The 24219-nt window shown below is 52.5% G+C and carries 17 protein-coding genes; 9 read left to right on the top strand and 8 right to left on the bottom strand.

Annotated elements, in window-relative coordinates; genetic code table 11:
- Positions 1-40: 40 nt before the first annotated feature.
- On the bottom strand, positions 41-238 hold the full coding sequence (locus E1N14_RS09470) for a PA3496 family putative envelope integrity protein (protein ID WP_025009524.1): 198 nt from the start codon (positions 236-238) through the stop codon (positions 41-43).
- A gap of 568 nt (positions 239-806) precedes the next feature.
- Between E1N14_RS09470 and E1N14_RS09465 the strand changes: the two genes are divergently transcribed.
- Positions 807-3641, top strand: a complete 2835-nt coding sequence (locus E1N14_RS09465) for a TonB-dependent receptor plug domain-containing protein (protein ID WP_025009523.1) — start codon at positions 807-809, stop codon at positions 3639-3641.
- A gap of 61 nt (positions 3642-3702) precedes the next feature.
- Here E1N14_RS09465 and E1N14_RS09460 read toward each other — a convergent pair whose 3' ends face one another.
- Positions 3703-4191, bottom strand: a complete 489-nt coding sequence (locus E1N14_RS09460) for a CreA family protein (RefSeq protein WP_051546839.1) — start codon at positions 4189-4191, stop codon at positions 3703-3705.
- Positions 4192-4220: 29 nt separating this feature from the next.
- On the bottom strand, positions 4221-5594 hold the full coding sequence (yegD, locus tag E1N14_RS09455; RefSeq protein ID WP_025009521.1) for a molecular chaperone: 1374 nt from the start codon (positions 5592-5594) through the stop codon (positions 4221-4223).
- 476 nt (positions 5595-6070) lie between these two features.
- Here yegD and ppk1 point away from each other — a divergent pair, with 476 nt between their 5' ends.
- On the top strand, positions 6071-8206 hold the full coding sequence (gene ppk1, locus E1N14_RS09450; RefSeq protein ID WP_174840002.1) for a polyphosphate kinase 1: 2136 nt from the start codon (positions 6071-6073) through the stop codon (positions 8204-8206).
- Between the two features lie 16 nt (positions 8207-8222).
- Complete coding sequence (gene ppx, locus E1N14_RS09445; protein ID WP_025009520.1) at positions 8223-9713, top strand: exopolyphosphatase; 1491 nt, start codon at positions 8223-8225, stop codon at positions 9711-9713.
- Positions 9714-9771: 58 nt separating this feature from the next.
- On the opposite strand, the gene E1N14_RS09440 is transcribed toward ppx, so the two are convergent.
- The 3 genes from E1N14_RS09440 to E1N14_RS09430 all read right to left on the bottom strand — a co-directional run bounded on the left by E1N14_RS09440 (position 9772) and on the right by E1N14_RS09430 (position 14107).
- Positions 9772-10701, bottom strand: a complete 930-nt coding sequence (locus E1N14_RS09440; RefSeq protein ID WP_025009519.1) for a hypothetical protein — start codon at positions 10699-10701, stop codon at positions 9772-9774.
- Positions 10702-10952: 251 nt separating this feature from the next.
- Positions 10953-12590 carry an alkaline phosphatase family protein gene (locus tag E1N14_RS09435; RefSeq protein WP_062793668.1) on the bottom strand — a complete coding sequence of 546 codons (1638 nt, stop codon included), beginning with the start codon at positions 12588-12590 and terminating at the stop codon, positions 10953-10955.
- A 14-nt stretch (positions 12591-12604) separates the two neighbouring features.
- Positions 12605-14107, bottom strand: a complete 1503-nt coding sequence (locus E1N14_RS09430) for an alkaline phosphatase family protein (RefSeq protein WP_025009518.1) — start codon at positions 14105-14107, stop codon at positions 12605-12607.
- A 674-nt stretch (positions 14108-14781) separates the two neighbouring features.
- Between E1N14_RS09430 and E1N14_RS09425 the strand changes: the two genes are divergently transcribed.
- The 4 genes from E1N14_RS09425 to E1N14_RS09410 all read left to right on the top strand — a co-directional run bounded on the left by E1N14_RS09425 (position 14782) and on the right by E1N14_RS09410 (position 18351).
- On the top strand, positions 14782-15696 hold the full coding sequence (locus tag E1N14_RS09425; protein ID WP_025009517.1) for an alpha/beta hydrolase: 915 nt from the start codon (positions 14782-14784) through the stop codon (positions 15694-15696).
- A 57-nt stretch (positions 15697-15753) separates the two neighbouring features.
- On the top strand, positions 15754-16695 hold the full coding sequence (locus E1N14_RS09420) for an alpha/beta hydrolase (protein WP_247600882.1): 942 nt from the start codon (positions 15754-15756) through the stop codon (positions 16693-16695).
- A 74-nt stretch (positions 16696-16769) separates the two neighbouring features.
- Complete coding sequence (locus E1N14_RS09415; protein ID WP_025009515.1) at positions 16770-17474, top strand: flavodoxin family protein; 705 nt, start codon at positions 16770-16772, stop codon at positions 17472-17474.
- On the top strand, positions 17461-18351 hold the full coding sequence (locus E1N14_RS09410; protein ID WP_037436471.1) for an AraC family transcriptional regulator: 891 nt from the start codon (positions 17461-17463) through the stop codon (positions 18349-18351). Before E1N14_RS09415 ends, E1N14_RS09410 begins: the two co-directional genes overlap by 14 nt.
- A 127-nt stretch (positions 18352-18478) precedes the next feature.
- Here E1N14_RS09410 and trhO read toward each other — a convergent pair whose 3' ends face one another.
- Positions 18479-19459 carry an oxygen-dependent tRNA uridine(34) hydroxylase TrhO gene (gene trhO / locus E1N14_RS09405; RefSeq protein WP_025009513.1) on the bottom strand — a complete coding sequence of 327 codons (981 nt, stop codon included), beginning with the start codon at positions 19457-19459 and terminating at the stop codon, positions 18479-18481.
- Between the two features lie 305 nt (positions 19460-19764).
- Here trhO and E1N14_RS09400 point away from each other — a divergent pair, with 305 nt between their 5' ends.
- Entirely contained in the window at positions 19765-20409 is a 645-nt protein-coding gene (locus E1N14_RS09400; RefSeq protein WP_025009512.1) for a glutathione S-transferase, read from the top strand.
- Positions 20410-20464: 55 nt separating this feature from the next.
- On the opposite strand, the gene E1N14_RS09395 is transcribed toward E1N14_RS09400, so the two are convergent.
- Entirely contained in the window at positions 20465-22252 is a 1788-nt protein-coding gene (locus E1N14_RS09395; protein WP_062793667.1) for a SulP family inorganic anion transporter, read from the bottom strand.
- 268 nt (positions 22253-22520) lie between these two features.
- Between E1N14_RS09395 and E1N14_RS09390 the strand changes: the two genes are divergently transcribed.
- Complete coding sequence (locus E1N14_RS09390) at positions 22521-23753, top strand: multidrug effflux MFS transporter (RefSeq protein ID WP_025009511.1); 1233 nt, start codon at positions 22521-22523, stop codon at positions 23751-23753.
- Positions 23754-24219 lie beyond the last annotated feature (466 nt).

The raw sequence follows: 24219 nt of genomic DNA, 5'->3' as shown, positions 1-24219 counted from the left end.
CCGCTTGAATGCGGGCTTTTTAAGCTTATCGCTGTTAGCGTCAGTCAAAGTCCAGCTCATCTGCCGACACTCCTACGCCCAATTCACGGGATAAGGCCATCTGCTCACGAATATCCTCTATTCGCCTGCGTGCAGCGCTTATCCGTATGTCTTTTTTACTGACCCGGTTATTGGATGTCAGTGTTCCCTCTTGGGCCGCTTCGCTCTTGCCTCTACTCACAGATTGATTAAATGACATGTTCTTCCCTTAACTTCACGCCGGTTCTCTCCAGCTGTCTCAAGAGCGCTTCCTGCTCACTTGGGGCAAAGCCGGTAACCCGGAGTTAAAAACGACACATCCGGTATTAAACACACCGGCAACCCTCACATCATGCCTTATTAAAGAGCCCGTTCCTATCGGAAAGTTCCCTTATTTTAATCCCGTTCAGCAAAAACTCAGGCGTATAAAAAACAAACAAGTGCAAACGCTCAATTAATTAACGCACGACACACCTTATAAATGCATAGAAACATTTGCTTACTATTATCGGTGATACAAATTTGTTTAAATAAAAACATATATTTAACAACGTGTTTTAAAGAGCAATAAGAGCAAAAATAACATATTGATTTTAAATAGATTAACTCTTCATCCTTAGTTGTTTTATAAATGTTAATTTTAAATTAATTTTAAATTAATAAATATAGACAAGTGTTGCCAAATCTAGGTTTAAATTGAATCATATCTTTGTCATTGAAACATTTGACAAACAAAATAAAAACATTGCCACGCAAGGCAATATACAATAATAATCAAGGAGAGAGATATGACATCCATATCTACAACAGCCAAGGCCGTTCGCTTCGGTCTTCTGGCTGCTGCAACCAGTATTGCTTGTACAGGTTTCAGTTATGCTGAAGATAAGCCTGAAACATTTGAACGTATTGAAGTCACAGGTTCAAAAATCAAGCGTATAGGGGAGATAGCACCAACACCCGTCACAGTGATCACAGGCGATGGCCTTATCGAAGCAGGTGTTACCAACGTAGCAGATCTGCTGCATAAGATGCCTAACACTCTGGTTGGTCTGTCACCGGAAACCACCAACAACACTGTTTTTGCCAGTGGTCTAAATAACACTGACCTGAGAGGACTGGGCTCCGACCGTACTCTGGTGCTGGTTAACGGCCGGCGCTTTGTAGCCGGCTCGCCAAGCTCAGGCGCCGTGGATTTAAACAACATCCCAACCGCCATGGTTGAGCGTATTGAAATCACTACAGGTGGCGCTTCTGCAGTTTATGGCTCTGATGCCATTGCCGGGGTGGTCAACATTGTGACCAAAACCAGTTTTGATGGCTTGGCTATCGATGCTTCTACCACCCGCCCTACCGAAGATGGCGGTGAAGAGGAATACGCCTCGCTGACTTTCGGCTCTGACTTGGGTAAAGCCAACTTTGTGACCAACATCAGTTGGTCACGCCAGGGGCAGATTTCATACATGGACAGAGAGTTCCTGCGTGAAGCGCCGATTGTGGTTCGCAATCAGAATGCCAATGGCCCGAATGATCCGCAGGCCGTAATGTGGGGCTATGGTCAACAGGTACTGGCTTCATACAGCAAGACAGGAACTTTTGTCTCCAACGGCACCCGTTATACCTTCAGCGATGACGGTCAAATTCGGCCAATGGATCTGGGTCAGCCACTGCCGCCGCTGACCAGCGGCCGGGTGGACTATCTCGGTGGTGAAGGCTACAACTTTGCCGAGAACTCTTTCATCAAGACACCACTGGACAGGATCAATTTCTTTACTGTCATGAACTATGACATCAATGATGATCATAAATTTACCATGGAGGCCAACTACACCAAGTCTGAAGCCTATGGTGAAAGTTCACCTGCATTCCTCAACTTCCGTCTGTACGATGACAATGCCCTGCTCTCACCCGAAGCAGCGGCTTTGGTGACGGCCGGCGAATCCAAGGCTGGCGCTGGGGTAAACGTAGGCTATCTGGCATCTGATTTCGGCAACCGTAAATACAGTCAGGACAGAACCACAGCGCGTTTGGCACTGGGTGTTGAAGGTGCGCTGTCCGATACCTGGTCCTATGATGTTTACGCCACCGTTGGCCATGTTCAAGCCGACACCGAATGGTACGGCGAAATGTTCGAGCAGCGCTTCTATGACGCTGTTGATGTGATTAAAGATACCGACGGTAATCTGGTATGTCGTGACGAATACGCCCGAGCCAATGGCTGTAAGCCACTGAACGTATTTGGCCGCGGCCAATACGATGAAGCCGCCTACAACTGGGTCAGCACAGATGCCATTCGCCGCTCATCGATAGATCAATACGTCGCCGGTGCCTCTGTCAGCGGCGATCTGTTTGAACTGCCTGCCGGCTTTATCGCTGCTGCATTCAGCGTTGAATACCGTAAGGAAACGGCTGAAACCCTGCCGGATCCGGCAATGCGTGAAGGTTTACTGTTCAACAACCAGTCTCAACCTCTTTATGGTGAGTTTGATGTGACCGAGGCATCAGCCGAATTGTCCATCCCGCTGCTGCAGGATGTGATGTTGGTGCAGGATCTGACGCTGGAAACCGCTTTCCGTTACATGGACTACTCCACCTCCGGCTCTGATACAGCCTGGAAAGTGGGTATCAACTGGGCGCTGAACGACGATCTGCGCATCCGTGCCAACCGTTCAAAGTCTGTACGGGCACCTAACATTGCCGAACTGTACAACCCATCCAGCCAAACCTTCCGCACGATCAACGATTATTGTGCTGCCAGCTTCAGGAACAGGATCAACCCTGATTACCTGGACAATGTGTTGGCCAACTGTGCGGCTCAAGGGATCCCGACCGACTTTGAACCTTCCCAGGACTGGTACGGTTCAACTCGTCCAGGCTTTATTGTGGGTAACCAGGACCTGAAAAACGAAGTTGCAGACGACATCACTCTGGGCTTTGTGTACACCCCGTCTTACCTGGAAAACTTCAGCCTGACGGTGGATTACTGGAAGTTCGACATGGAGAACGTGATCAACAGCTTCAGCGGTGCTGAAGTAGTCAAGTACTGCTATCAGTCCAGCAGCTTAGATAACGACTTCTGTCCTTTGCTTGAACGTGATCCCGATACCCATGAGATAGTTAACTACTATGAGAAGCCGGTTAACTCGGCATCCAGTATCACTTCAGGTTTCGATATTGAAGCCAACTATCGCCTTGAAACCAGCTTCGGTGACTGGGGCTTCCGCCTGTTCAGTACTTATCTGGAAGAGCGTTCATTCAACTCTACCGGATTCGCCGATGATGAAGTCAAGGAAGTGGGTGAGCAGGAGCGTCCACGCTGGCGTCACCGCTTCACCACAGACTACACCTACAATGACTTCTCTGCCGTGCTGACAGCCAACTATCGCAGCGGCACTGTGCTGGACAACGAATGGTCACCCAATCAAAACAACTATAACGACATCCCGTCTTATACCACTTTTGATTTGACCAGCCGTTACAACATCACTGATGCATTGCAGGTTCGCGCCGGCATACTCAACATGTTTGACCGCACCCCACCTCGCCAGCCAGGCGTATATAACCAAGGTGCTTACTACGACATGCTGGGTCAGCGCATCACCCTGGGTGTGAATTACAAGTTCTAATCCAGTAGCAACCCCAAAAAAGCCTCGATTTCGAGGCTTTTCTTTTTTATATCTTGACCTATCAGTTTACCGCCTGGGGCCTTGGCTCATAGGCATCGGTTCCCCACAGCGGCACAGTGGACAGGGCGTGCTTGTGGCTGCCGTTGGTTTCTTTGGTGGAATAGGACAGATACAGGAGTGTCTGGTGTTCGCTGTCATAGATACGTCTCACCTTGAGGCTCTTGAACAAGATGCTCAAGGACTCGGTAAACACTATCTCGCCCTTCTTCCCCAGTTCGATACTGGCCAGTTGCGCCTTGGTTATCGGTCCTGTCTGGCGACAGCTGATACTCATATCCGATGGGTCGGCAAAATCCAGATTGGCCTCTATGCGGCTGATATGACAGGTAACACCGGGCAGTTTGGGATCTGTCTTGGCATCTATGATCACATCTTTGGTGGTAAATACGCCCAGGCTGACCTTACCCACATCATCGCCGCACCCGGCGAGCAAGCCTGTTGCCGCAGTCACGACTAAGGCGGCCAAGAGTGGCGTTTTTTTCAGTGCCATGAAGAGTCCTCTTTCAATTAAAGTGCAATTTAACGGTACAGGCGCTCGGCCCAGCGGGTCAAGCCGGCCACCACAGAGCCGAAGTGATCGCCACTGACCAAAGCCACATCCGGGAAACGCGCGCGGATCTGCTCGGTAATATACGGGCTCTTGGCACTGCCACCTGTGAGATAAATGACATCCGGCTGACATCCTCCTTCCGCCAAAGCCTGGGTGATAAGCTTGTGCACCGTTTCGAGCGATTCATCGATGGCGGCCACAAAGGTGGCGGCATCGACATTCACAGTCAAGGGCTGCGGTTTGGGCGCTTCGACAAAACCTATATCCATAGCGGCTTGCTTACTGTCGCTCAGGGCGATTTTAAGCTGCTCTGCACTACGCACCAAACGATAACCCAGCTGATCTTTTTGCACCTTCAATAAGCGCGCAAGTTTCGCCTGCTCTTTGGCATCCCGCAGCAGCTCTTCAATCAGCTTGCGACTACTCAAGGCAGAGAATTCCCGCTGGGCACTGACATCGTTGACGGCGACCGCGTTCCAGAAGGGTTGCCTTGGCATAGGCTTACCTGTGATCAGCGCACTGCCGAGCCCCAAGTGCGGCATAAAACCGGCCATCGCCAAGGCGATATCCAGATCGTTGCCCCCTACCCTTTGACCACTGTGGCCCAGGCAGTCGTCACTGCGATCTTTCTTGTCTTTAAGCTCAGGCCCCATGCGCACAAAGGAGCAATCGCTGGTACCGCCGCCAATATCCACCACCAGCACCCGCTGCTCCCGGGTGAGTGTCGACTCAAACTCAAGGGCAGCCGCCATAGGCTCATACAGAAAAGCCACATCGGTGAACCCGGCGCGCCGGGCCCCCAGAGTCAAGATGGCCTCGGCTTGCTTGTTGCTCTGCTCGCCGCCAATGCCCTGAAAGTTAACCGGTCGCCCGATCACCACCTGGGAAATAGCCTGTTTCAGGCTCTGCTGCGCCCGGGTATGAATTTCCTGCATCATCAGGGTGACGATATCTTCAAACAGCGCCATCTGATTGCTGAGCAGGCCCGAAGCGCCGAGGAAGGACTTGGGCGAGCGAACATAGAAGCCCTCTTCCGGCATCTCCATATAGGTTTCAATCGCCTGATTGCCGATGAATACCGCTTGCTCGTTGGCAAGCAAATCCAGCTCCAAACGCGCCGTTCGGGCGCGACTCAGCTCGGCGGCGCGTTTGGGTTTGAAATCAGCCTGGGCCGCCAAAGGCAAGCGCTGCAGCACAGATTCGGAAATGAGTTCCCGCTCCATGGCATAAATGGTCGACGGCATATAGTTGCCATCCTCGGCCAGAGGCAAGAGCCGGGTCTGGCCCCCATCCATCACACCAATGGCGCAGTTGGCACTGCCATAGTCAAAACCTGCAAACATTCCGTCCTCCTGCTTTCGCTGGCTCGAAGTGGCCCGGGCGCCGCTTTTTGCTTTGAAGACAAAGCCTCAGCGCCCGCTCCCGGCCAGGAAACCGGCCGAGAAAAAAGAGCGCAACATAGCATAAGCCGGGCAGAAAGCCCAATCGCCAATATCGCTCTCTTTGACCAAAGTGGGGGCATTGTCATTCTTTCGACATAAATTCGCTCTACCTTTAGGGAATGCTTCTTGCGCTCTTGCGTTCTTGCAAAGGACAAAGGGTTAAGGCCATTTGCTGCAAACCGCGCCTTGCATCCAGGTCTATAAGCCGATGCAGAGCACACATGGGGCTTGTTCGCACCTTCCTTAGCGCCGGCGCAGCCCCGAATGCAAACCTGAGCCGGGCCGAAATAGCGTAAAACCAAGAAACTGCGCCCGCCTTTATTCTCTGATTACAAGCGGATATCGGAGTGTTATTGTATATCTGCCGGGCTTTTTCTATGTCCGGCGTCTGCTCACGAGGAGTCTTTGCCGTGTCACCGTCCGTCGAAAAATTTTCTCTGGATAAGGAGCTTTCCTGGCTGTCTTTCAATGAAAGAGTCTTGCAGGAAGCAGCCGACCCTCTGGTTCCACTGGTGGAACGGGTTCGCTTTCTGGGCATATTCTCCAACAATATGGATGAGTTCTTCCGGGTCAGGGTTGCTGCGGTGCGCCGCTCGATTCTGTTATCCAGCCTGCAGGAAGGTCGCAACTCCAGCCGCCATTTGATGGCCAAGATCCAGACCAAGGTATTGATACTGCAAGAGCGTTTCGACGCCATTTACGGCGAGTTAATGCGGGAACTGGCAAGACACAGCATCTTTCTCATCAATGAGAAACAGTTGAGCGATTTTCACAGCCAGTGGCTGAAAAAGCATTTCAAGGATCAGCTAAAGCGCCACATCACGCCGCTTATCCTCAGCAACCGCTCCGAGCTGTTCAAACAACTCAACGATGACACCACTTATCTGGCGGTGTGCCTCTACAGCCGGGAAAAGCGTCAGTACGCCCTGGTGGAAGTGCCCACCAAGAATGTGCCGCGTTTCATCCAACTGCCGGCAGAAACCTCAAAGCGCCGCAAGCATTTGATTTTGCTAGACAACATAATAAGGCACTGTGTCGATGAGCTATTCGCCCCCTTCTTCGAATATGAAGAGATTGAAGTCTTCTCCATGAAGCTGACCCGCGATGCCGACTTCGATCTCACCGATGAGCTGGAACAGAGCCAACTGGAAAAGCTCACCAAGGGCCTGAAAAAGCGCCTCACCGCCGAGCCTGTGCGTCTGGTGTATGACAAAGAGATGCCGGAGCATATGCTAAGCATGCTCACGGCGCAGCTGAATATCTCCAATACCGAGTGCCTGATCCCCGGCGGCCGTTACCACAGTTTCAAGGACTTTATCGGCTTTCCCAATCCGGGACGCAAATACCTGGAAAACGACAAGCTTCCGGCACTGGACTCGGCCGGATTCAGTGTCTGTGCCAACAAGTTTGACGCCATTCGCCGCGGCGACATCATGCTTTATTACCCCTATCACAAGTTTTCCCACTTTACCGAGCTGGTACGCCAAGCGGCCTATGATCCTGCCGTCAAGTTCATCAAAATCAGCCTCTATCGGGTGGCGAGAAAGTCCCATATCATCCAGTCGCTGATAGATGCAGTGAAAAACGGCAAACAGGTCACCACAGTGATTGAACTCAGGGCCCGTTTCGATGAGCAGGCCAATATCGAGTGGAGCCGGGTGCTCGCCGAGGCCGGTGTCAAGGTGCACCATGGGATCCCAAGCTTGAAGGTCCATGCCAAGATGTGCCTTATCGGCCGCGAGGAAGCCGGTGCAATGCGCCTCTATGGCCATATTGGCTCGGGCAACTTCAACGAGGGCACGGCCAGGGTGTACACCGACCTTTCGCTGTTTACCGCCAATCAGGAAATTGCCGCCGAGATAGAGCAGGTATTTGAGTTGATTGAGCACCCTTACAGACGGGATAACTTCCAGCATCTGATAGTTTCACCCTATGATGCGCGCCAGAAGCTGACCGGCCTTATCGAGCAAGAGATCATCAATGCCCAGAGCGGCATCAAGGCCGCCATCACCCTCAAGCTCAATAATCTGGTGGATGAGGCGATGATCCAAAAGCTGTATGAAGCTTCCAGCGCCGGCGTCAAAATCCGTCTGCTTATTCGCGGCATGTGCGCGCTTATTCCCGATATTCCCGGGATCAGCAACAATATTGAGGTCTTCAGCATAGTGGACCGATTCCTCGAGCACTCGCGGGTGATGCTGTTCCACTCAGGCGGTGAAAACAAACTCTTTCTCTGCTCCGCCGACTGGATGGGGCGTAATATCGATAACCGTATTGAAGTCAGCACCCCGGTATATGATCCTGGCTTGAAGCAGATGATCCTCGATACCCTGGCGCTGCAATTTACCGACAACATCAAGGCGCGGGTGATCAACAAAGATCAATCCAACCCCTACCGTAAGCGGGGCAACAAGCGTAAGGTAAGATCCCAGATAGCCATACATCAGTATCTGGGCAACTACGAAAAACAGCGGCAACTGGATCTGGCCAAGCCCCAGGAACCGACGCAATAGCAAAATGAGGACCACCTTGACTGCAACACCCAAGCATTTTGTCGCTGTGGATATGGGCTCCAACAGCTTTCATCTAGTGATAGCCCGCGAGCAGGATGGCAGCATTCAGATCCTGCATAAAGAGAAACGTCTGGTACAGTTGGCCGAGGGGCTGGATCAGGACAACAGGCTGGATAATGACGCCATAGCGCGCGGTCTCGCCTGCCTCAAGGATTTCAACCTCAGGTTTTCCACTCTGGATCAGGCCAGAGTCAGACTGGTGGCCACCCACACTCTGAGAGTCGCCCGTAACCGTGAGGCCTTTATCGAGGCTGCCAGGGCCATTATGCCCTACCCGGTCGAAGTGGTCTCCGGCCATGAAGAGGCGCGCCTTATCTACAAGGGCATAGCCCACAGCCAGGAGCTGGCAGAGCGCAACCTCATCATAGATATCGGCGGAGGCTCCACCGAAGTGGTGCTTGGCCACAAGACTCAGGCGCAGATACTCTCCAGCCTGCGCTGTGGCTGTGTCAGTTATAACCAGAAATACTTTGTCGACGGCAAGTTGACGCTGGAGAACTTTCGCGCCGCCCAGGCAGCGGCCGATAAACAGTTTGCCTCACTGGCCAAGGAATATTTCAGTGGCCAGTGGGATCTCACTCTCGGCAGCTCTGGCAGTGTCAAGGCCATCTGCGAGGCGATGCAGCACTTCTTCAACGATGAAACCATCACTCTGCCCAGGCTCAAGCAACTGAAACAGCAGTTGCTGGACTGGGGGCATGTGGATCAGATTGAACTGCCGCAGGTGGACAGCAAACGTGCGCCTTTGCTACCGGCGGGGCTGGCTATCCTGATCAGCTTCTTCAAGAGGCTGCCGGTCACCGAGTTGCAGTTTGCGCAAGGGGCTCTGCGCGAAGGCGTACTTTACGAACTTGCCGGGATCAGCCAATTCGGTGATGTCAGCGGCCGCACTGTCGAGAGCATGGCCAAACTCTATCATGTGGACTTGAACCATGCCGCCAAGGTGGCCACTTCCGCCAAACAGCTGTTTGATGCTGTTGCCGACTGTTGGCAACTCGAGCCCTGGCGCTCCCTGCTGGAACATGCGGTGAAACTGCATGAGATAGGGATCCATATCAATTCCCGCGCTCACCACAAACACGGCGCCTACATCATAGCCAATAGCGATCTGCCCGGTTTCAGCCAAGAGCAGCAACAGCTGCTGGCACTGCTGATTGGCAACCAGCGCAAGAAACCCAACCTGGAGGCGCTGGCACAACTGGAGCCCGCTCAGAAATTACCCCTAATCCGCCTAATGGCGCTGCTGCGGCTCGCCGTGTTGCTGAATCTCGGCCGTATCGCCCGCAGCTTGAAAATCACCCGGGTAAAACCCACGGCAACAGGTATGCAGATAAGCCTGCCCGAGCCACGTCAACGCATCAGCCTGTTTGCCAAAGACCTACAGCGGGAGCAAAAGCAGCTCGCCCAGTTGGGTTTTGAGCTGCAGATAAGTTATGCCGATAACTGACGTCCTGTGACTAGGCCCTTGTTATATCGGTAACTGGGGCTAATCAGTGGCTATGATGTCAGTGGCTGTGATGCCCGCCTTCAAGCTGCTGACCATCTGCCGAGTAGAAACCTGAGCTGCCATGTTGAATAAAGCCCTGAGTGATCATCTTGGCAATAAAAGGGTCAGACTCACTGTCGCCCACATCGGCAAAATCGAGGTCCTGGAAACCTGAGGTAAGCCGCTTGAAACCCTCCTGGCTCACAGGCGTCAGTTTGCTGAGCCGATAAACAATACGCTGCTCACCTTGAGTGATGGTCATCTCGGCCGGCAGTTCCAGCTCGCTTATCCAGCTCAGTTGCAAAGACTGCGACTCGGTGGCACTTTTGTTCGCGTGACTATGGTTTTCTTCATGACTTTCTTCATGACTTTCTTCATGACTTTCTTCATGACTTTCTTCATGACCTTCGTCATGACTATGGTTCTCTTCATGACCCTTGCTATTAAAGGAATAGCTCTGACGGGTGAAGCAGCTATCCTGCAGGCTTTGGCCCTTTTCAAATTGACTCAAGGCAGCAGGCGATATCAGGTGGAACTGCCTATCGAGATCGGTGTGAATATTCAGCGCCAAGAGATCGCCGCGGCGATAGCTGATAGAGCGTTTCTCCTGGGGGAAATAACGCACATACTCGCCATTTTTATGCCAAGCCTCATAGCTGACAGGGCTGCGCTGATAGATGATGGTATCGTCAAAGCGCGTCAGGGTCAGTTGCTGCTGCCTGGCCTGCTCACCGCTGCCAACGGTGATCTGATAGCTGGCTTGAAAACGACCGGGTTTGGCGGCACAAACATTAGTATCATCGCCAATTGAGCCGCCCGCTTTGACATGGGCGTGCTCCTGGCTGCCAGGCTGGTTGCTGACAGACTGGGTATTGGCCATGGCAAACTGCCCCAGAGAAGCTGTGATCCCCAAAGCGAGTGACAGCGTGAGTGACAATGTGATTGACAATGCGAGTGGGCGACCAAGAACGCGAGGGGCTGTGCAATGAGCTGTGCAAAGAGCTGTGCGAGGAGCGATATGAAGTGCTACGCGGGAAAAACAGGGTAACGCTGGCTTGAATGTTACACGGGACATAATAAACCTACTGATATGACTCTAAAACAAAAGACTAAAACCAAAGACCAAAACCAAAGAAGCAGCCTGACACCCTGCCTGAAACTAGGGGCAGGCAGGGGCATCAGGCTGCGAAACGCTAAACCTTATTGCGCCGCGGCGGCCTCGGCCTTATTGACCAAATCACCGGCAAAGTTCATCACATGGAAGATGTGGTTCTGCTCAACCGTACCCTGGACCAGGCTGGCACCCGGGCCGCGAGCGAAGATGGCCACATCTTCACCGGCATGGGTTTCACTTTCCAGCGGCACCAATGCCTCCTGATGGAACCCCACACTCTGGGTGTCTATGTAATTCAGATCCACCCGACCAGGCTCGGCGGCATAGTTGTAACGCTCATCGCCACCGGTCGCCAGCGAGCCAAAGCCCAGGCCATTGGCATAACCAACCGTGGTATAAGGCATGCCGTTGGCATCGGTAGAGTTGGTGACCGACGGCTGACCGTTGGCATCGTTACTCTTCACCAGGCCCAGGATAGGATTACCTCGGGTCGGATAGCCGGCGATGGTGAACACATGGCTGTGGTCGGCGGTAACCATCAGCAAGGTGTCATTGGCCGAAGTCTTCTCCATGGCGACACGTACCGCCTCAGACAAGGCTATGGTGTCGTGCAGGGCACGGGCCGCATTACCGGCATGGTGAGCATGGTCGATACGACCGGCTTCAACTATCAGGACAAAGCCTTTGTCGTTCTTTTTCAGAATATCGATACTCTTGGCCGTCATCTCTGCCAGAGAAGGCTCGCCGGTAACACCGGTCTCGACTCTGTCGTAGTCATATTCCATATGAGAGGAGTTAAACAGCCCCAGCGCATGCTCTGTGCTGCCGGTATCCATCGCCAGGAAGCTGTCACGGTCGGTAACGTAACTGGCGTTGGGGTACTGGGACAGCCACTCGGCGGTCAGATCGCGACCATCGTTACGCTTACCCGCTTTGCCTTCAGGATCGATAGTAGTGTTGGGAATAAACGCGCGGCGACCACCGCCCATAACCACATTGATCCCTTTGCCGTTATTGAAGTCCAGCATCTGGGCGGCAATGTCTTTACAGCCGTTGCTGACGGCTTCGGCCGGCAAGTTGCTGTCCGCTTCCCAGTCGCGATCCGGCACATGGGCATAAGTGGCAGCCGGGGTAGCGTGAGTGATACGTGCCGTTGAAACCACACCGGTAGCCATGCCCGCCATGGCGGCCAGCTCCAGCGAAGTCACCAGGTTTTGACCGCTGACGGAGGAACAAACACCGCGCTCGACACCTTCAGCCTGTGAGATCACGCCAACGTCCGTCTTCACCCCGGTGACCATGGCCGTCATGGTGCCGGCCGAATCCGGGGTTTGACCATCAACGTTATATGTCTTGGCCAGGCCAAGATAAGGCAGAGTCTCAAAGGAGAGTGAGTTTTCCTCTCCGGTTTGCCCCTTGAGCTGACCATCGAGGATCCGCGCCGCCGTCACAGTTGAAACGCCCATGCCATCGCCGACAAACAAGATGATGTTTTTCGCCGCCCCCGCCTGAGTGTTATTACTCATATTGGATGCCTTGGTGACGCGGTTTTGACCATCGACATACCATTGATTAACGGCGGTCCAGTCTTTTCCGTCACTGCCGTTGCTTCCATCCGTGCCCGGGGTACCTGCGGTGCCGTCCTTGCCGTTGTCACCGTCACTTCCACAGGCCGCCAAACCGAGAATCGCGGCCAAAGACAGTACCAGTAATTTCTTATTCATTTCCTTGCTCCCAATTAATACTTAGTACCGCCAAGCTCTTGGGCTTGATTGATAATGTGGAAAATCACGTTCTGCTCCATTACACCCTGCACCAGGTTGGCGCCGGGGCCTGTGGCATGCAAACTGATATCTTCACCGGCGTGGGTTTCACTTCCCATAGGAATCAGAGCTTGTTGCATAAAGTCTTTGTCTTGAGTGTCCACTGAGGTCAGGTCGTCACGGTTCCCCACAACTGCGCCCGGGCCATTGGTATAACCCAAGGTGGTGTATGGCTTACCGTCGAGGGCAGTAGAAAGGTTTCCATCTACGCCGTGCACCAGACCAAGAATGGGGTTACCCCGCTTCGGATAACCTGCGATGGTGAACACGTGGCTGTGGTCGGCGGTGACCAGAATGAGCGTCTCTTCCGGGTTGGTGTTTTCGACCGCCGCCTTAACGGCGTTGGAGAGTTCCACCGCATCGGCCAGGGCGCGCTTGGCGTTACCGGCGTGGTGACCATGGTCGATACGACCCGACTCGACAATCAGCAGATAGCCCTTGTCGTTCTTCTGCAAAATCTCGAGAGATTTTGCTGTCATCTGGGTCAATGAAGGTTCGCCGCCCACATCATCGGCGCGGTCCGCTTCATATTCCATATGGGAGGAGTTGAACAAGCCCAGCAGGTGATCTGTAGTGCCGGCATCTATGGCATCAAACTCTGCGCTATTCCATACATAGGCGGCGTTGTCCAGGTTGTCGACCCAAGCCTTGGTCAAGTCCAGGCCATCCTTACGCTGCCCTTTCTTGTTCTCGCCATCAGTCACTGTTTCAGGGATAAAGGCACGCCGACCGCCGCCCAGGGCGACTGACAGGGCATTGTCTTTATCGCGCATCACCATCTGGTAGGCGATATCTTTACACTCGTTGGCTACCGCCTCGGCAGGCAGGTTGGCGTCAGATTCCCAGTCGCGCTCCGGGCTATGGGCATAGGTTGCTGCCGGAGTGGCGTGGGTGATACGTGCAGTGCTCACCACACCGGTAGATAAGCCTTTGGCATTGGCCAGATCCACCAGAGTCACCAGCTCATTGCCTTTGGATGACAGGCAGTTGCCACGAAGGCTCTGTTCGGATACCGAAATCACCCCCGCTTTGGACTTTACCCCGGTCGCAATGGCCGTCATGGTGCCTGCGCTGTCCGGTGTTTGCTGGTTGGTGTTATAGGTCTTGATCAATGCGGTATGGTCAAACTTCTCAAAACTCAGGAAATTCTCTTCACCACCCTGGTTACCGGCCAGCTGCTGTCCTTGGTAGATACGCGCAGCAGTCAAGGTGGAGATCCCCATGCCGTCACCGACAAACAAAATGACGTTTTTGGCTTTTGCTTTTGATTCTAATGTAGCCTTGTCTGACACCCGCTGGGCGCTTTCCTTATACCAATGGCTGTCAGTTTGAACACTGGGTAACACGGCGCTATTGGCCGCCATGGTTACCAGGCTGCATGAGATCAACGCAGCTAATCTATTTTTCATCACTTTCATCATCCGTATTGGGTTGAAGTAAATTGTTCGCTATTAAAAATAAAGCGGCCTGATTGTCAGGGATCCAGATGACAGATTTGATTAATCAAGATTGCAGTTATGTGAAGCTCTGCGTTTAAACGACACAACTCAAAGGAAAAGCTGGCTTTTTGGCCAAGAAACCTGAATGGGGATTGGATAGGAAATATGTCAAAGGAGACACTTGTTTGTTCTGACTATCGAAAAACAGTGGTCGCAGCCACCAGACCATAGCTTGAATATCCACCAGAGAAGCACTGAAAAGCTCAGGAAAACTATGATAAAAGAGCCATTTGGTTCTTATGTGTTTGTCACCGACTGGTTGCAACTGTTTGGCAATTTGGGAAAACAATGACAGAGCAAGCACTTAACCAACACTAGAACCTGTTGGATCCCACAAAGGCACCCTCTTCAAATATATATAAATATGCCTTGTTTATCAGTGTATTAATAGATTTCATCATTAGGAAACGTTTCACAAAAGCATTTCAATTCGTTATTTCAGGCATTAAGGCAAATCAGGCAAGCAACTCGTCATTTTAGGCAAACTTACTCGGCATCCCCTGCCTATACTGGTGCTAATTCAGGAGCAAATGACAAACACTGTTTCAGCAATACTTCCTGATAACGACCAATTCTAGTTAGGAGCAACCCAAATGAACAAAGTCTACTTCCCCAATACCAACGGTCTGGACATTACGCTCGCTGGGCTGATCAACTTCCCAGACAATTTTGATGCGACCAAGCGTTACCCCGCGATTGTAGTGTCGCACCCAGGTGGTGGTGTGAAAGAGCAAACCGCGGGTACATACGCAAAAAAACTTGCAGAGCACGGGTTTGTTGCCATTGCTTATGATGCGTCTTATCAAGGTGAAAGTACCGGCAATCCGCGCCAGTTGGAAAACCCACACGTACGTTCGGAAGATGTGAGTGCCGTGATTGATTACCTCACCACACTGGATTACGTCGACAACGACCGCATTGGTGCGATGGGGATCTGTGCGGGTGCGGGTTATACCGCCAATGCCGCCATCAATGATCGTCGCATCAAAGCTGTGGGTACGGTCAGCATGGTGAACATCGGCCAAATGTTCCGCAACGGTTGGGACAACAACGTCAAAGACAGCGATGCGATTCCTTACCTTGAAGCCGGTTCTGGTGCGCGCACTGCTGATGCGAGTGGCGCGGAGCCTGCAACCATGCCAATGGCGCCGATGAAGGAAGAAGATGCACCGAATGAAGAGCTGCGTCAGGCTTGGGAGTATTACCATACCGATCGCGCGGCGTATTGCACCGCTCCGGGTTTTGCGACGGCTCGTAGCCTGACTCAAATCATCTCGTATGATGCATTCTTTAAAGCGGAAGCGTTCCTCACGCAGCCTCTTTTAACCGTGGTCGGCAGCAATGCGGGCAGCAAATGGATGAGTGATGATCTGATGGCGCGTGCGGCGAGCAACGACAAACAGATGTACATTGTCGATGGTGCCAACCACATGGACCTCTACGATGGCGAGTCACCGATTGCTGAAGCCATTGGCGTACTTGCACCATTCTTCCAACGCACGTTGTAACACGCACGATGAATATCGACGAAGGCTCAATGCGTTGAGCCTTCCACGAGGATAAAAATGATGGATATTAAAAAAGTCTCGTTCCGAAACGCCGATATGGCTTGGGATATGGCCGCATTCATCTTGTTGCCAGACGGCTTTGACGCAGCAAAACGCTATCCGACCATGGTTAGTGTTCACCCATTTGGGAGCTGCAAAGAGCAAACCTCCAGCGCAGTTTATGGTAAGGCGTTGACTGAATTAGGCTATGTTGTGATTGCCTTTGATGCGAGTTTTCAAGGTGAGTCGGGCGGCATGCCCCGTTATGTGGAAGATCCTACGCAACGCGTCGAAGACATCAGCCGCGTGATCGATTATGCCGTCACCTTGCCTTATGTGGATGAGACCCGCATTGGCGGATTGGGCATCTGTGGTGGTGGCGGTTACATTCTCAATTCTGCCCTGACCGAGAAACGTCTGAAAGCCGTTGTGGGTATTACACCGGTTAATGTGGGTCGTTTATTCCGCGAAGGGTTTAGCTTGTACAACCCCATCGGCACATTGGAAGCCATGGCAACGCAACGCACTGCTGAAGCTCGTGGTGCTGAGTTACAAGTGAATGAACTGTTGCCACCAAGCCTCGAATTTGCAAAAGAAAACGGTTTGACCGATCGCGATGTGTTTGAAGCCACAGAGTACTACAAAACACCGCGGGGGCAGTCGGAAGGCGGCGCAACGCGCATGGTCTTTTCTCACGCTCAAAAGACATTAAGCTGGGATGCCTTCGCATTTGCAGAAACCTTGATGACACAACCCATGATGGCGGTGGTTGGCCAGAAAGTGGGCGCGTTTGGCGCGTTCCGTGATGGGCAAGAAATTTATGGTCGAGCGGCGGCTTCGAAAGATCGTCAATTGGTGGATCTGGAGAATTGGTCGCACTACGAGCTGTATGACCATCCCGAGGCGGTGAGTTTGGCCATGGAACGCATGGCGCCATTCTTGGCGAAATATCTCCAATAAGTGACTTCAATGCGTTCTTCGCGTGAGTAAAGAACGCAACATTCACCTTTTTTAAATCGTAAGGGATGGCACTGATGATCCGTTTGTTCCTGATGTTGCTGTTGGCGCTCGCTCTCATCTTGTTCGTGGTTGCATTTGTGGTTACGCGTATTGAAAATGCACAAGATGCGGCCAATCAGGTGTTAAGAAATCACGCGTTAAAGCACAATGATTCCAAGCACGATGATTTAAAACATCACAGCGCTTCGGAAAAGCCTCGAAACGTGGCTGTTGTCGTCTTTTCTCGTTCAGGGAACACGGGCGTTTTAGCCGATCACATTGCTGAAACGTTGGATGCGGATGTCCATGAATTAGTGGCAAACGACTATCAGCTTGGAATGGTTGGCTGGATAAACGCATTGAGCGATGCTCGGAACGATTTCGCGGACATCACGCCGAATCATATCGATGTTTCGCACTATGACACCGTGTATCTGGGATCGCCCATCTGGCTATACAGCCCAGCGCCACCGATCTGGCAATTTGCGAACAATACCGATTTCACCAACAAACATGTGGTGTTGGTGAATACGTTTAACAGTCAATTTAAGCAGCATTTTATTGATGAATTTGAAGCACTCGTGCGTTCGAAAGGCGCGATCAGTTTTGCTCATCAATACGTGAAGCGGGGAAGAATGGGAAGCCAAATATCCTCGCAAGAGTTAACCCAACGATTCGATGAAAAATACAATATGAAAAGAATCAACGACAGAGCAGGTGAACGTGATGAACAGCAATAACGCCAATCAAGCGCTGGTGGATCAAGTGCGCGCCTACAGCAGTAAAGAGGGCAGCTACGTCACCGATATCCCCGGGCTTGAAGTGCATATTCGAAATACGCCGACAGCGCCGCTGCATTGCATTTATAGCCTTGGATTTTCGCTGATCTTACAAGGGAGCAAGCAACTGGCGATTGATGACAGGCAAGTCCCTGTCGAAGCCGGGCAATCAATGTTGACCACCTTTGACACACCGATTGTATCGCATGTGACGGAGGCGATGCGCCATCAGCCATTTTTGGCGCTCGCCCTGAAATTAGATTATGACCTGATCATGCAAACGTGCACGGAGTTGCAGCTCGACAAGCCGGATCGTCACTTTGAGTATCAATCGATTTCCATTCAGAACATGGACGATGGCATATACCGGACGATGAGCCGTCTGCTAGCGTTGGAGCAAGAGCCTGAGTATCTCGCGAGTTTGGTGCCACTGATAAAAAAGGAACTCGTGATCCGCTTGCTTCATGGGCCGCATGGCATGCAACTGCGCCATATTGCATCAGTCGGTTCGCCCAGCAATCACATCCTGAAAATCGTGACGTGGATGAAGAAGAACTTCACCGAAACCGTCGGCATGAATGAGCTAGCGGGGCAGGCGCACATGAGCGCTTCAAGCTTTCGAGTGCACTTTAAAGCCTTGACTGGCAGCAGCCCGTTGCAATACATGAAAAACCTAAGGCTACAAGAAGCGCGGGAGCAGATGCTATTAAATGGTCTTGACGCAACTCAAGCCAGTAATCTGGTGGGCTATGAAAGTGCCTCTCAGTTTAGTCGTGAATACAGTCGTTTATTTGGATTACCGCCCCAAAAAGATATTCAGCGCCTGCGACAATATTAGAAACGTGGAAACGAGCAGTAAACCGCATTCGCTGTAGTAGCTCAGACCAAACTATTTGCCCGAACTCACAGTCGAACGACAGAATTCAGTAGCTACTGCTCATTTCCTGCTTCAACTTTTACCGCTATCAAGAGGTTTGCTTGGCCTGCTCTTTCTGACGCTGTTTTTGCTCACGGCGCTTATGGATCACTTCTTTGACATCGGCGCCTATGTGAGCCTCACCGCGGCGCTTGGCCAGTTGCATCTGCCGCTCACGCTCGATAAAGCGCCGGCGCTGCTTTTCATCCAGCTTATCTATGCAATGGGGACAGCTGACACCCTGCTCATAGGCCGGGCTCTGCATATCGGCCTCGGTTATCGGCATCCGGCAGGCATTACACTGATCGTACTGGCCTTTTTGCAACTGGTGATCCACTGAAACCCGGTTGTCGAAGACAAAGCATTCTCCCTGCCACAGACTCTGCTCTTCGGGCACTTCTTCCAGATATTTGAGGATCCCACCTTCAAGGTGATACACCTCATCAAAGCCTTGTTGCTTAAGGTAGGCGGTGGACTTTTCACAGCGGATCCCGCCGGTGCAAAACATGGCTACCTTCTTGTGCTTGGCCGGATCCAGCTGCTGCTTCACATATTCCGGGAACTCGCGGAAAGTCTCGGTCTCGGGATTGACGGCATTCTTGAAGGTACCAATTTGCACTTCATAGTCGTTGCGGGTATCAACCAGCAGCACATCGGGATCGGAGATCAGCGCATTCCAATCTTGGGGTTTGACATAGGTGCCGACCACTTCTCTGGGATCTATGCCTTCCACCCCCATGGTGACTATCTCTTTCTTGAGTTTGACCTTGGTGCGGTAAAACGGCATCTCATCATCAAATGAGCGCTTGGAGACGATATTATCCAGGCCATTCTGGGCATCCAACCAGGCCATCAGGGTATTGATGCCGCTTTCCGAGCCGGCCACTGTGCCATTAATGCCTTCGGCAGCCAGCAGCAAGGTGCCGCGAATGCCATTGTCTTCCATGGTCTCGAGCAACGGCTGACGCAAAGCCTCATAATCCGGCAGGGAAACAAACTTATATAAAGCGCATACAACTATTTTGGACATCATTACCTCAACTTCTGCTGGCTGGAACCTAATTTCCAGTGCATAACAGCCTCACCTTCTGGAACCTTCCTTAGGTGATCGGCCTCCCAAAATGGGGGCGCCATTCTACCCCAATCACAGTAGCGCAAATAGACAGAAAAAGTAGGGTTATTAGGCGATTTCTGAATCAAGTAGCCGTATCGTAACGACTTAATCCTATACACGTCTTTGGGCAGGCGACCTTGCCTGTCACCCGAGTCATTCCTACAATGGCTGTTTTATTGAAATGCCAAGGGACTCTTGTGACTCAAGTAAGCAGTCGAACTATGCTGTACAGCTTTCGCCGCTGCCCCTATGCCATGCGCGCCAGACTGGGCTTGATTGCCGCCGACCAGTCTGTTGTGGTGCGGGAAATTCTGCTGAAAAATAAGCCGCAGGAGATGCTGGCCCTATCGCCAAAGGGCACAGTGCCTGTGATGCAACTCGCTGATGGAAGAGTGCTGGACGAGAGTCTGGATATCCTCTTCTGGGCATTGGCACAAGCCGATCCCCACTCATTGCTGCCGCAAAATCCTGAGGAAGAAAACCTTACCTCGGCACTGATTGCAACCAATGACAGGGCATTCAAGCCTTTGCTGGACAGATACAAGTACTTTGACCGTTACCCTGAGTTCAGCCAGCAAAGCTATTTCGAACAAGCGCTCGAGTACTTGCTGCCACTGGAGCAGAGACTGGCTGAGGCTCAAGGGCAGCAAGAGCAAGCCATGTTGCTCGGGCGTATGAGCGCGGCGGACCTCGCCATCTTCCCTTTTGTGCGCCAATTTGCCCATGTGGATAGCGCCAGGTTCAATGCAGCCCCCCTGCCCTGTCTGACTCAATGGCTGCAGGCCTGGCTCGAGCACCCCTGGTTTATCCGCGCCATGAAACCCAAGCCACTGTGGCTGGAAAGCGGCGAGCAACAGCCACTTTAGCGCCTGCCGAGCAATCTTGGCAGGCGTTTGCGTGCTATCGGGAGCCCGCCAGGTTTTACAGGTGTGACGGTCTGGGGGCGCTGGTATCATCGCCGGCCAAACGCCGCACTTCGGGGGCCTGGCCCTCAGCGACCGCTTGTTTGTAGTTTTGATGCATACGCACCGCCAAGGCCAAATCAGGCCTGATGATCAAACCATCCTCCGCCACATCTATGCCACTTGCTTCACACCAGCTGAGCAGTTGACGTTTACGGCCCGCCAGTACCAGGCTGACACCGCGGCGCTTCAACAGGTGCGCCAAATCGGCAATCATGGCCATCACACTGATATCCAGATGACTGAAACAGGCCACCGCATCGACTATCACGCAATCCACCGGCTCGGGCTGCTCTTTTAACCTGGCCAGCAACTGGCGTTTGAAATAACCTGCGTTGAAATAGGTCAAGGGTGAGTTGAAACGGTAGATCATGATCCCCGGGATCGCCGTAGCCTTGTCACTGCGGTCGATACTGCGCAGCACCCCTTTGCGATCGACACCGAGCAGCTGCTCCGAGGGTTTCATCACTACCCGGATAAATTGGAACAAGCCCAGCAGCACTGCCAGGGTGATCCCCGGGATCACCCCGATGAAGAGCACGGCCAACAGGGTGATCAACGCCAGGGTAAAGGCGCCGTTGTCACGCTTTCTCAGCTTCCAGATCCCCTTGATATCAATCAAAGAGAGCGATGCGATAACCAGCACCACCCCGAGCGCCGCCGAAGGGATATATTGCAGCGGCGCAGTCAGGAACAGGGCCACCAGGGCTATCAGCAGCGCCGCTATCACAGAAACCAACTGCGACTTGCCGCCATTGGCATCATTAACCGCGGTGCGCGAATCAGCGCCGCTGATGGCAAAACCCTGAGACAGCGCCGAGGCGATATTGGCTACCCCAAGCGCGCGAAACTCTTTATCGGGATCTATGTCGTAGCCGTTTTTGGCGGCAAAGCTGCGCGCCGTCAGCATCATGGAGACAAAGCTCACCATGGCAAGGTTAAGCGCCGGCATCACCAGTTCACGGCTGAGCCCCAAATCAAATACCGGTGCCTGAAACTCCGGCAGCCCCCCTTCAATAGTGCCGACCACCGCCAGTTGATACTGCTGCAAATCAAACAGCCATACCAATAATCCGGCCACCGCAATCGCTACCATGGAGGCAGGCAGTTGCGGCCGCAGACGCTTGACCAGCAGGAACACCAGCAAGGTGGCCAGACTCATGCCCAATGTTGGCCAGTGGGTGCGCGACAGATACTCGGCGCCGCCTGCCAGGCGCTCCAGCAAATAGCGGGAGTCGAAGCTAAAGCCAAAAATCTTCGAGAACTGGCCGACGATAATGGTTATCGCCACCCCGTTGAGCAGCCCCATCAAAATCGGCCGCGAGAGAAACTCGGCAAGCACCCCGAGCCGAAAACGGCTGGCCAGCAAACACCAAATACCCGTCATCAGGGTCATAGTCATCACCAACTGCCAGTGCACCTTGGCATCGCCGGCGGCCAGTGGCGTCACCACAGCGGCAATTACGGCGCAGGTCGCGGCATCCGGACCCACTATCAGTTGCCTCGATGTACCCAGCAGGGCATAAATCAACATAGGTAAAATACAGGAGTATAGCCCGGCCACGGCACTAACTCCGGTAAGCTGGGCATAGGCGATAGCTACCGGCAAGGCCACCGCGGTTACCGACAAGGCGGCGCGAAGATCGTCCCGCAACCATTCTTTCTGATAATTCAGCAATCCTGCCAACCCTGGAAGTGATTGAGTCAGCAACTCCCTGGTGTTCCATTGTGGAAAATTAACTCGCATATTCAGCACTCAACTCCATCAATTTAAGCGCATACTGTCCTGAGTGGATAATGTAGTGAGCTTATGCCAGGAAGTCATCCAGGGCGAAATAAAATATTCTCACTATTCACATTTCCGCTTTTGTTTGTCAGTAATGTAAAGAAAACACTTGGGGGGATTGGCTAATTGGCCGCCACGACTTAACATAAACTCCAAGCCCTTTTTCGTGGCATGAATCACACTCCTGACCAAGCATCCAATGCTTTTTGGCCAATATAATGAGGTTAAATTGGATACCCAACCCCAGATAACCAGGCGCACGCCCCAAGGGCTGCATCTGGCCTTGCTTATTCCCATGCTGTCGGCCATCGTGGCGATAACGCCTTTGGCTATCGACATGTATCTGCCGGCCATGGCTACCATAGCCGAAAGCTTCCATTCCGATATCACTACAGTGCAGCAGTCTCTGAGCCTGTATCTGGCCGGGTATTCTCTGGGTATGCTTACCTTTGGGCCTTTGGCCGATCGCTTCGGCCGTCGCCCTTTGGTGATCATTGGCCTATCGGGATTTATGTTGGTCAGCCTGGGATTGGCGCTGTCGCAAACGATAGAAATATTTTTAAGCCTCAGATTTGTCCAGGCGTTTATCGGCGCCGCCGCTACCGTGGTGATCCCCGGCTATATCAAGGAGGTCTATGGTGACAATACGGCCAAGGGCATGTCCTATGTCAGCCTAATAATGATGCTGGCGCCACTGCTGGCTCCATCCATAGGCAGCTTAATTCTGGAGCTGGGTGAATGGCATTTGATTTTCTTTATTCTCGCCTTCTATGCCCTGCTGCTGCTCATGCTGGTATTGCTGAAACTACGTTTGCCTTCGGATATGCAAGGCGCCGAGCGCAGCCGCAAGTCATTCTTTGGCGCCTATGCCACCGTCTTTACCCGGCCAGGGGTTAAGCTGCATATTGGCAGCGGCGTGCTGACTTCATTCGCCTTCTTCTGCTATCTGACAGCCTCGCCGTTTGTCTATATGTCGGTATTTAACTTGGATAAGTCACTGTTTGCCATACTATTCAGTACCAACGTAGGCGCCTTGATGCTGGCCAATATTATCAACTCACGCATTGTTGGTCGCTATGGCTCAAGACGCATGTTGGTTGCCGCCACTATGCTCGGTAGTATTGCCGCTACCGGGCTGTTACTGGTGAACCTGCTCGACTTGAGTTACCACTTTACCGTGGCCATGCTGATCCCCCTGATGGGATGCCTGGGGATAATGTCGGTTAACGCCGATGCCATAGTACTGATGAAGTTTCAGCAGGAAACAGGCACAGCCACCGCGGTTATCGGCACCCTGAGGTTTGGCTTTGGTGCTCTGGCGGGACCGCTGCTGGCGCTGTTTTACACAGGTACTGCCGTGCCCTTTGCCGCGCTGATGCTGGCCTCTGTGCTACTGGTGGGTCTGTGCCAGTTCGCTGTCAGTCGCCGCCCTGTGCCCGAATGCCGCAGTACCGGTTCCTAAAATAAAGCTGGCGGTAAAGCACGCTCAAGCGTTTGAAACCGCTTGAGCGAAAAGCGCCGTTTGTAGACTTTCTGCAACCCCAAGAACCACAATTTTCAAAGACTGGGTTCATACACAAGGAATTAGCGGCGCTTTAGACCAAAGTCTAAAAAGATCCTCAATTAGGAATAAAACATAATAAATTCAATGTATAATAAATAGCACTTTAGCAAAAGCCTACCGCAATCAAGGCCGCTTTTCGGCGGCAAAAATGAAATTTATTCATGCTCATAAAAAAGCCGCTCCCAGGGGCTTGAAAACTTCTCTCTTTCCAATATGATGAAATTCTGTCCATTGGTGACAGAGACCCCTTCCCTACAGGGAAGTGTGCCCCAAGGCCGGGTCGACAGCTGGCCGGAACTACCCTTCCGGCCCGAATTAGAGCGATAACCGTCGCTGTAAAAGTTACTGTTTACCGTAACGGTAT

The sequence above is a fragment of the Shewanella algae genome (assembly GCF_009183365.2).
Classification (GTDB): domain Bacteria; phylum Pseudomonadota; class Gammaproteobacteria; order Enterobacterales; family Shewanellaceae; genus Shewanella; species Shewanella algae.
The sequence above is the reverse complement of the archived record's forward strand: the minus strand, read 5'-3'. Positions and strand labels throughout refer to the sequence as shown.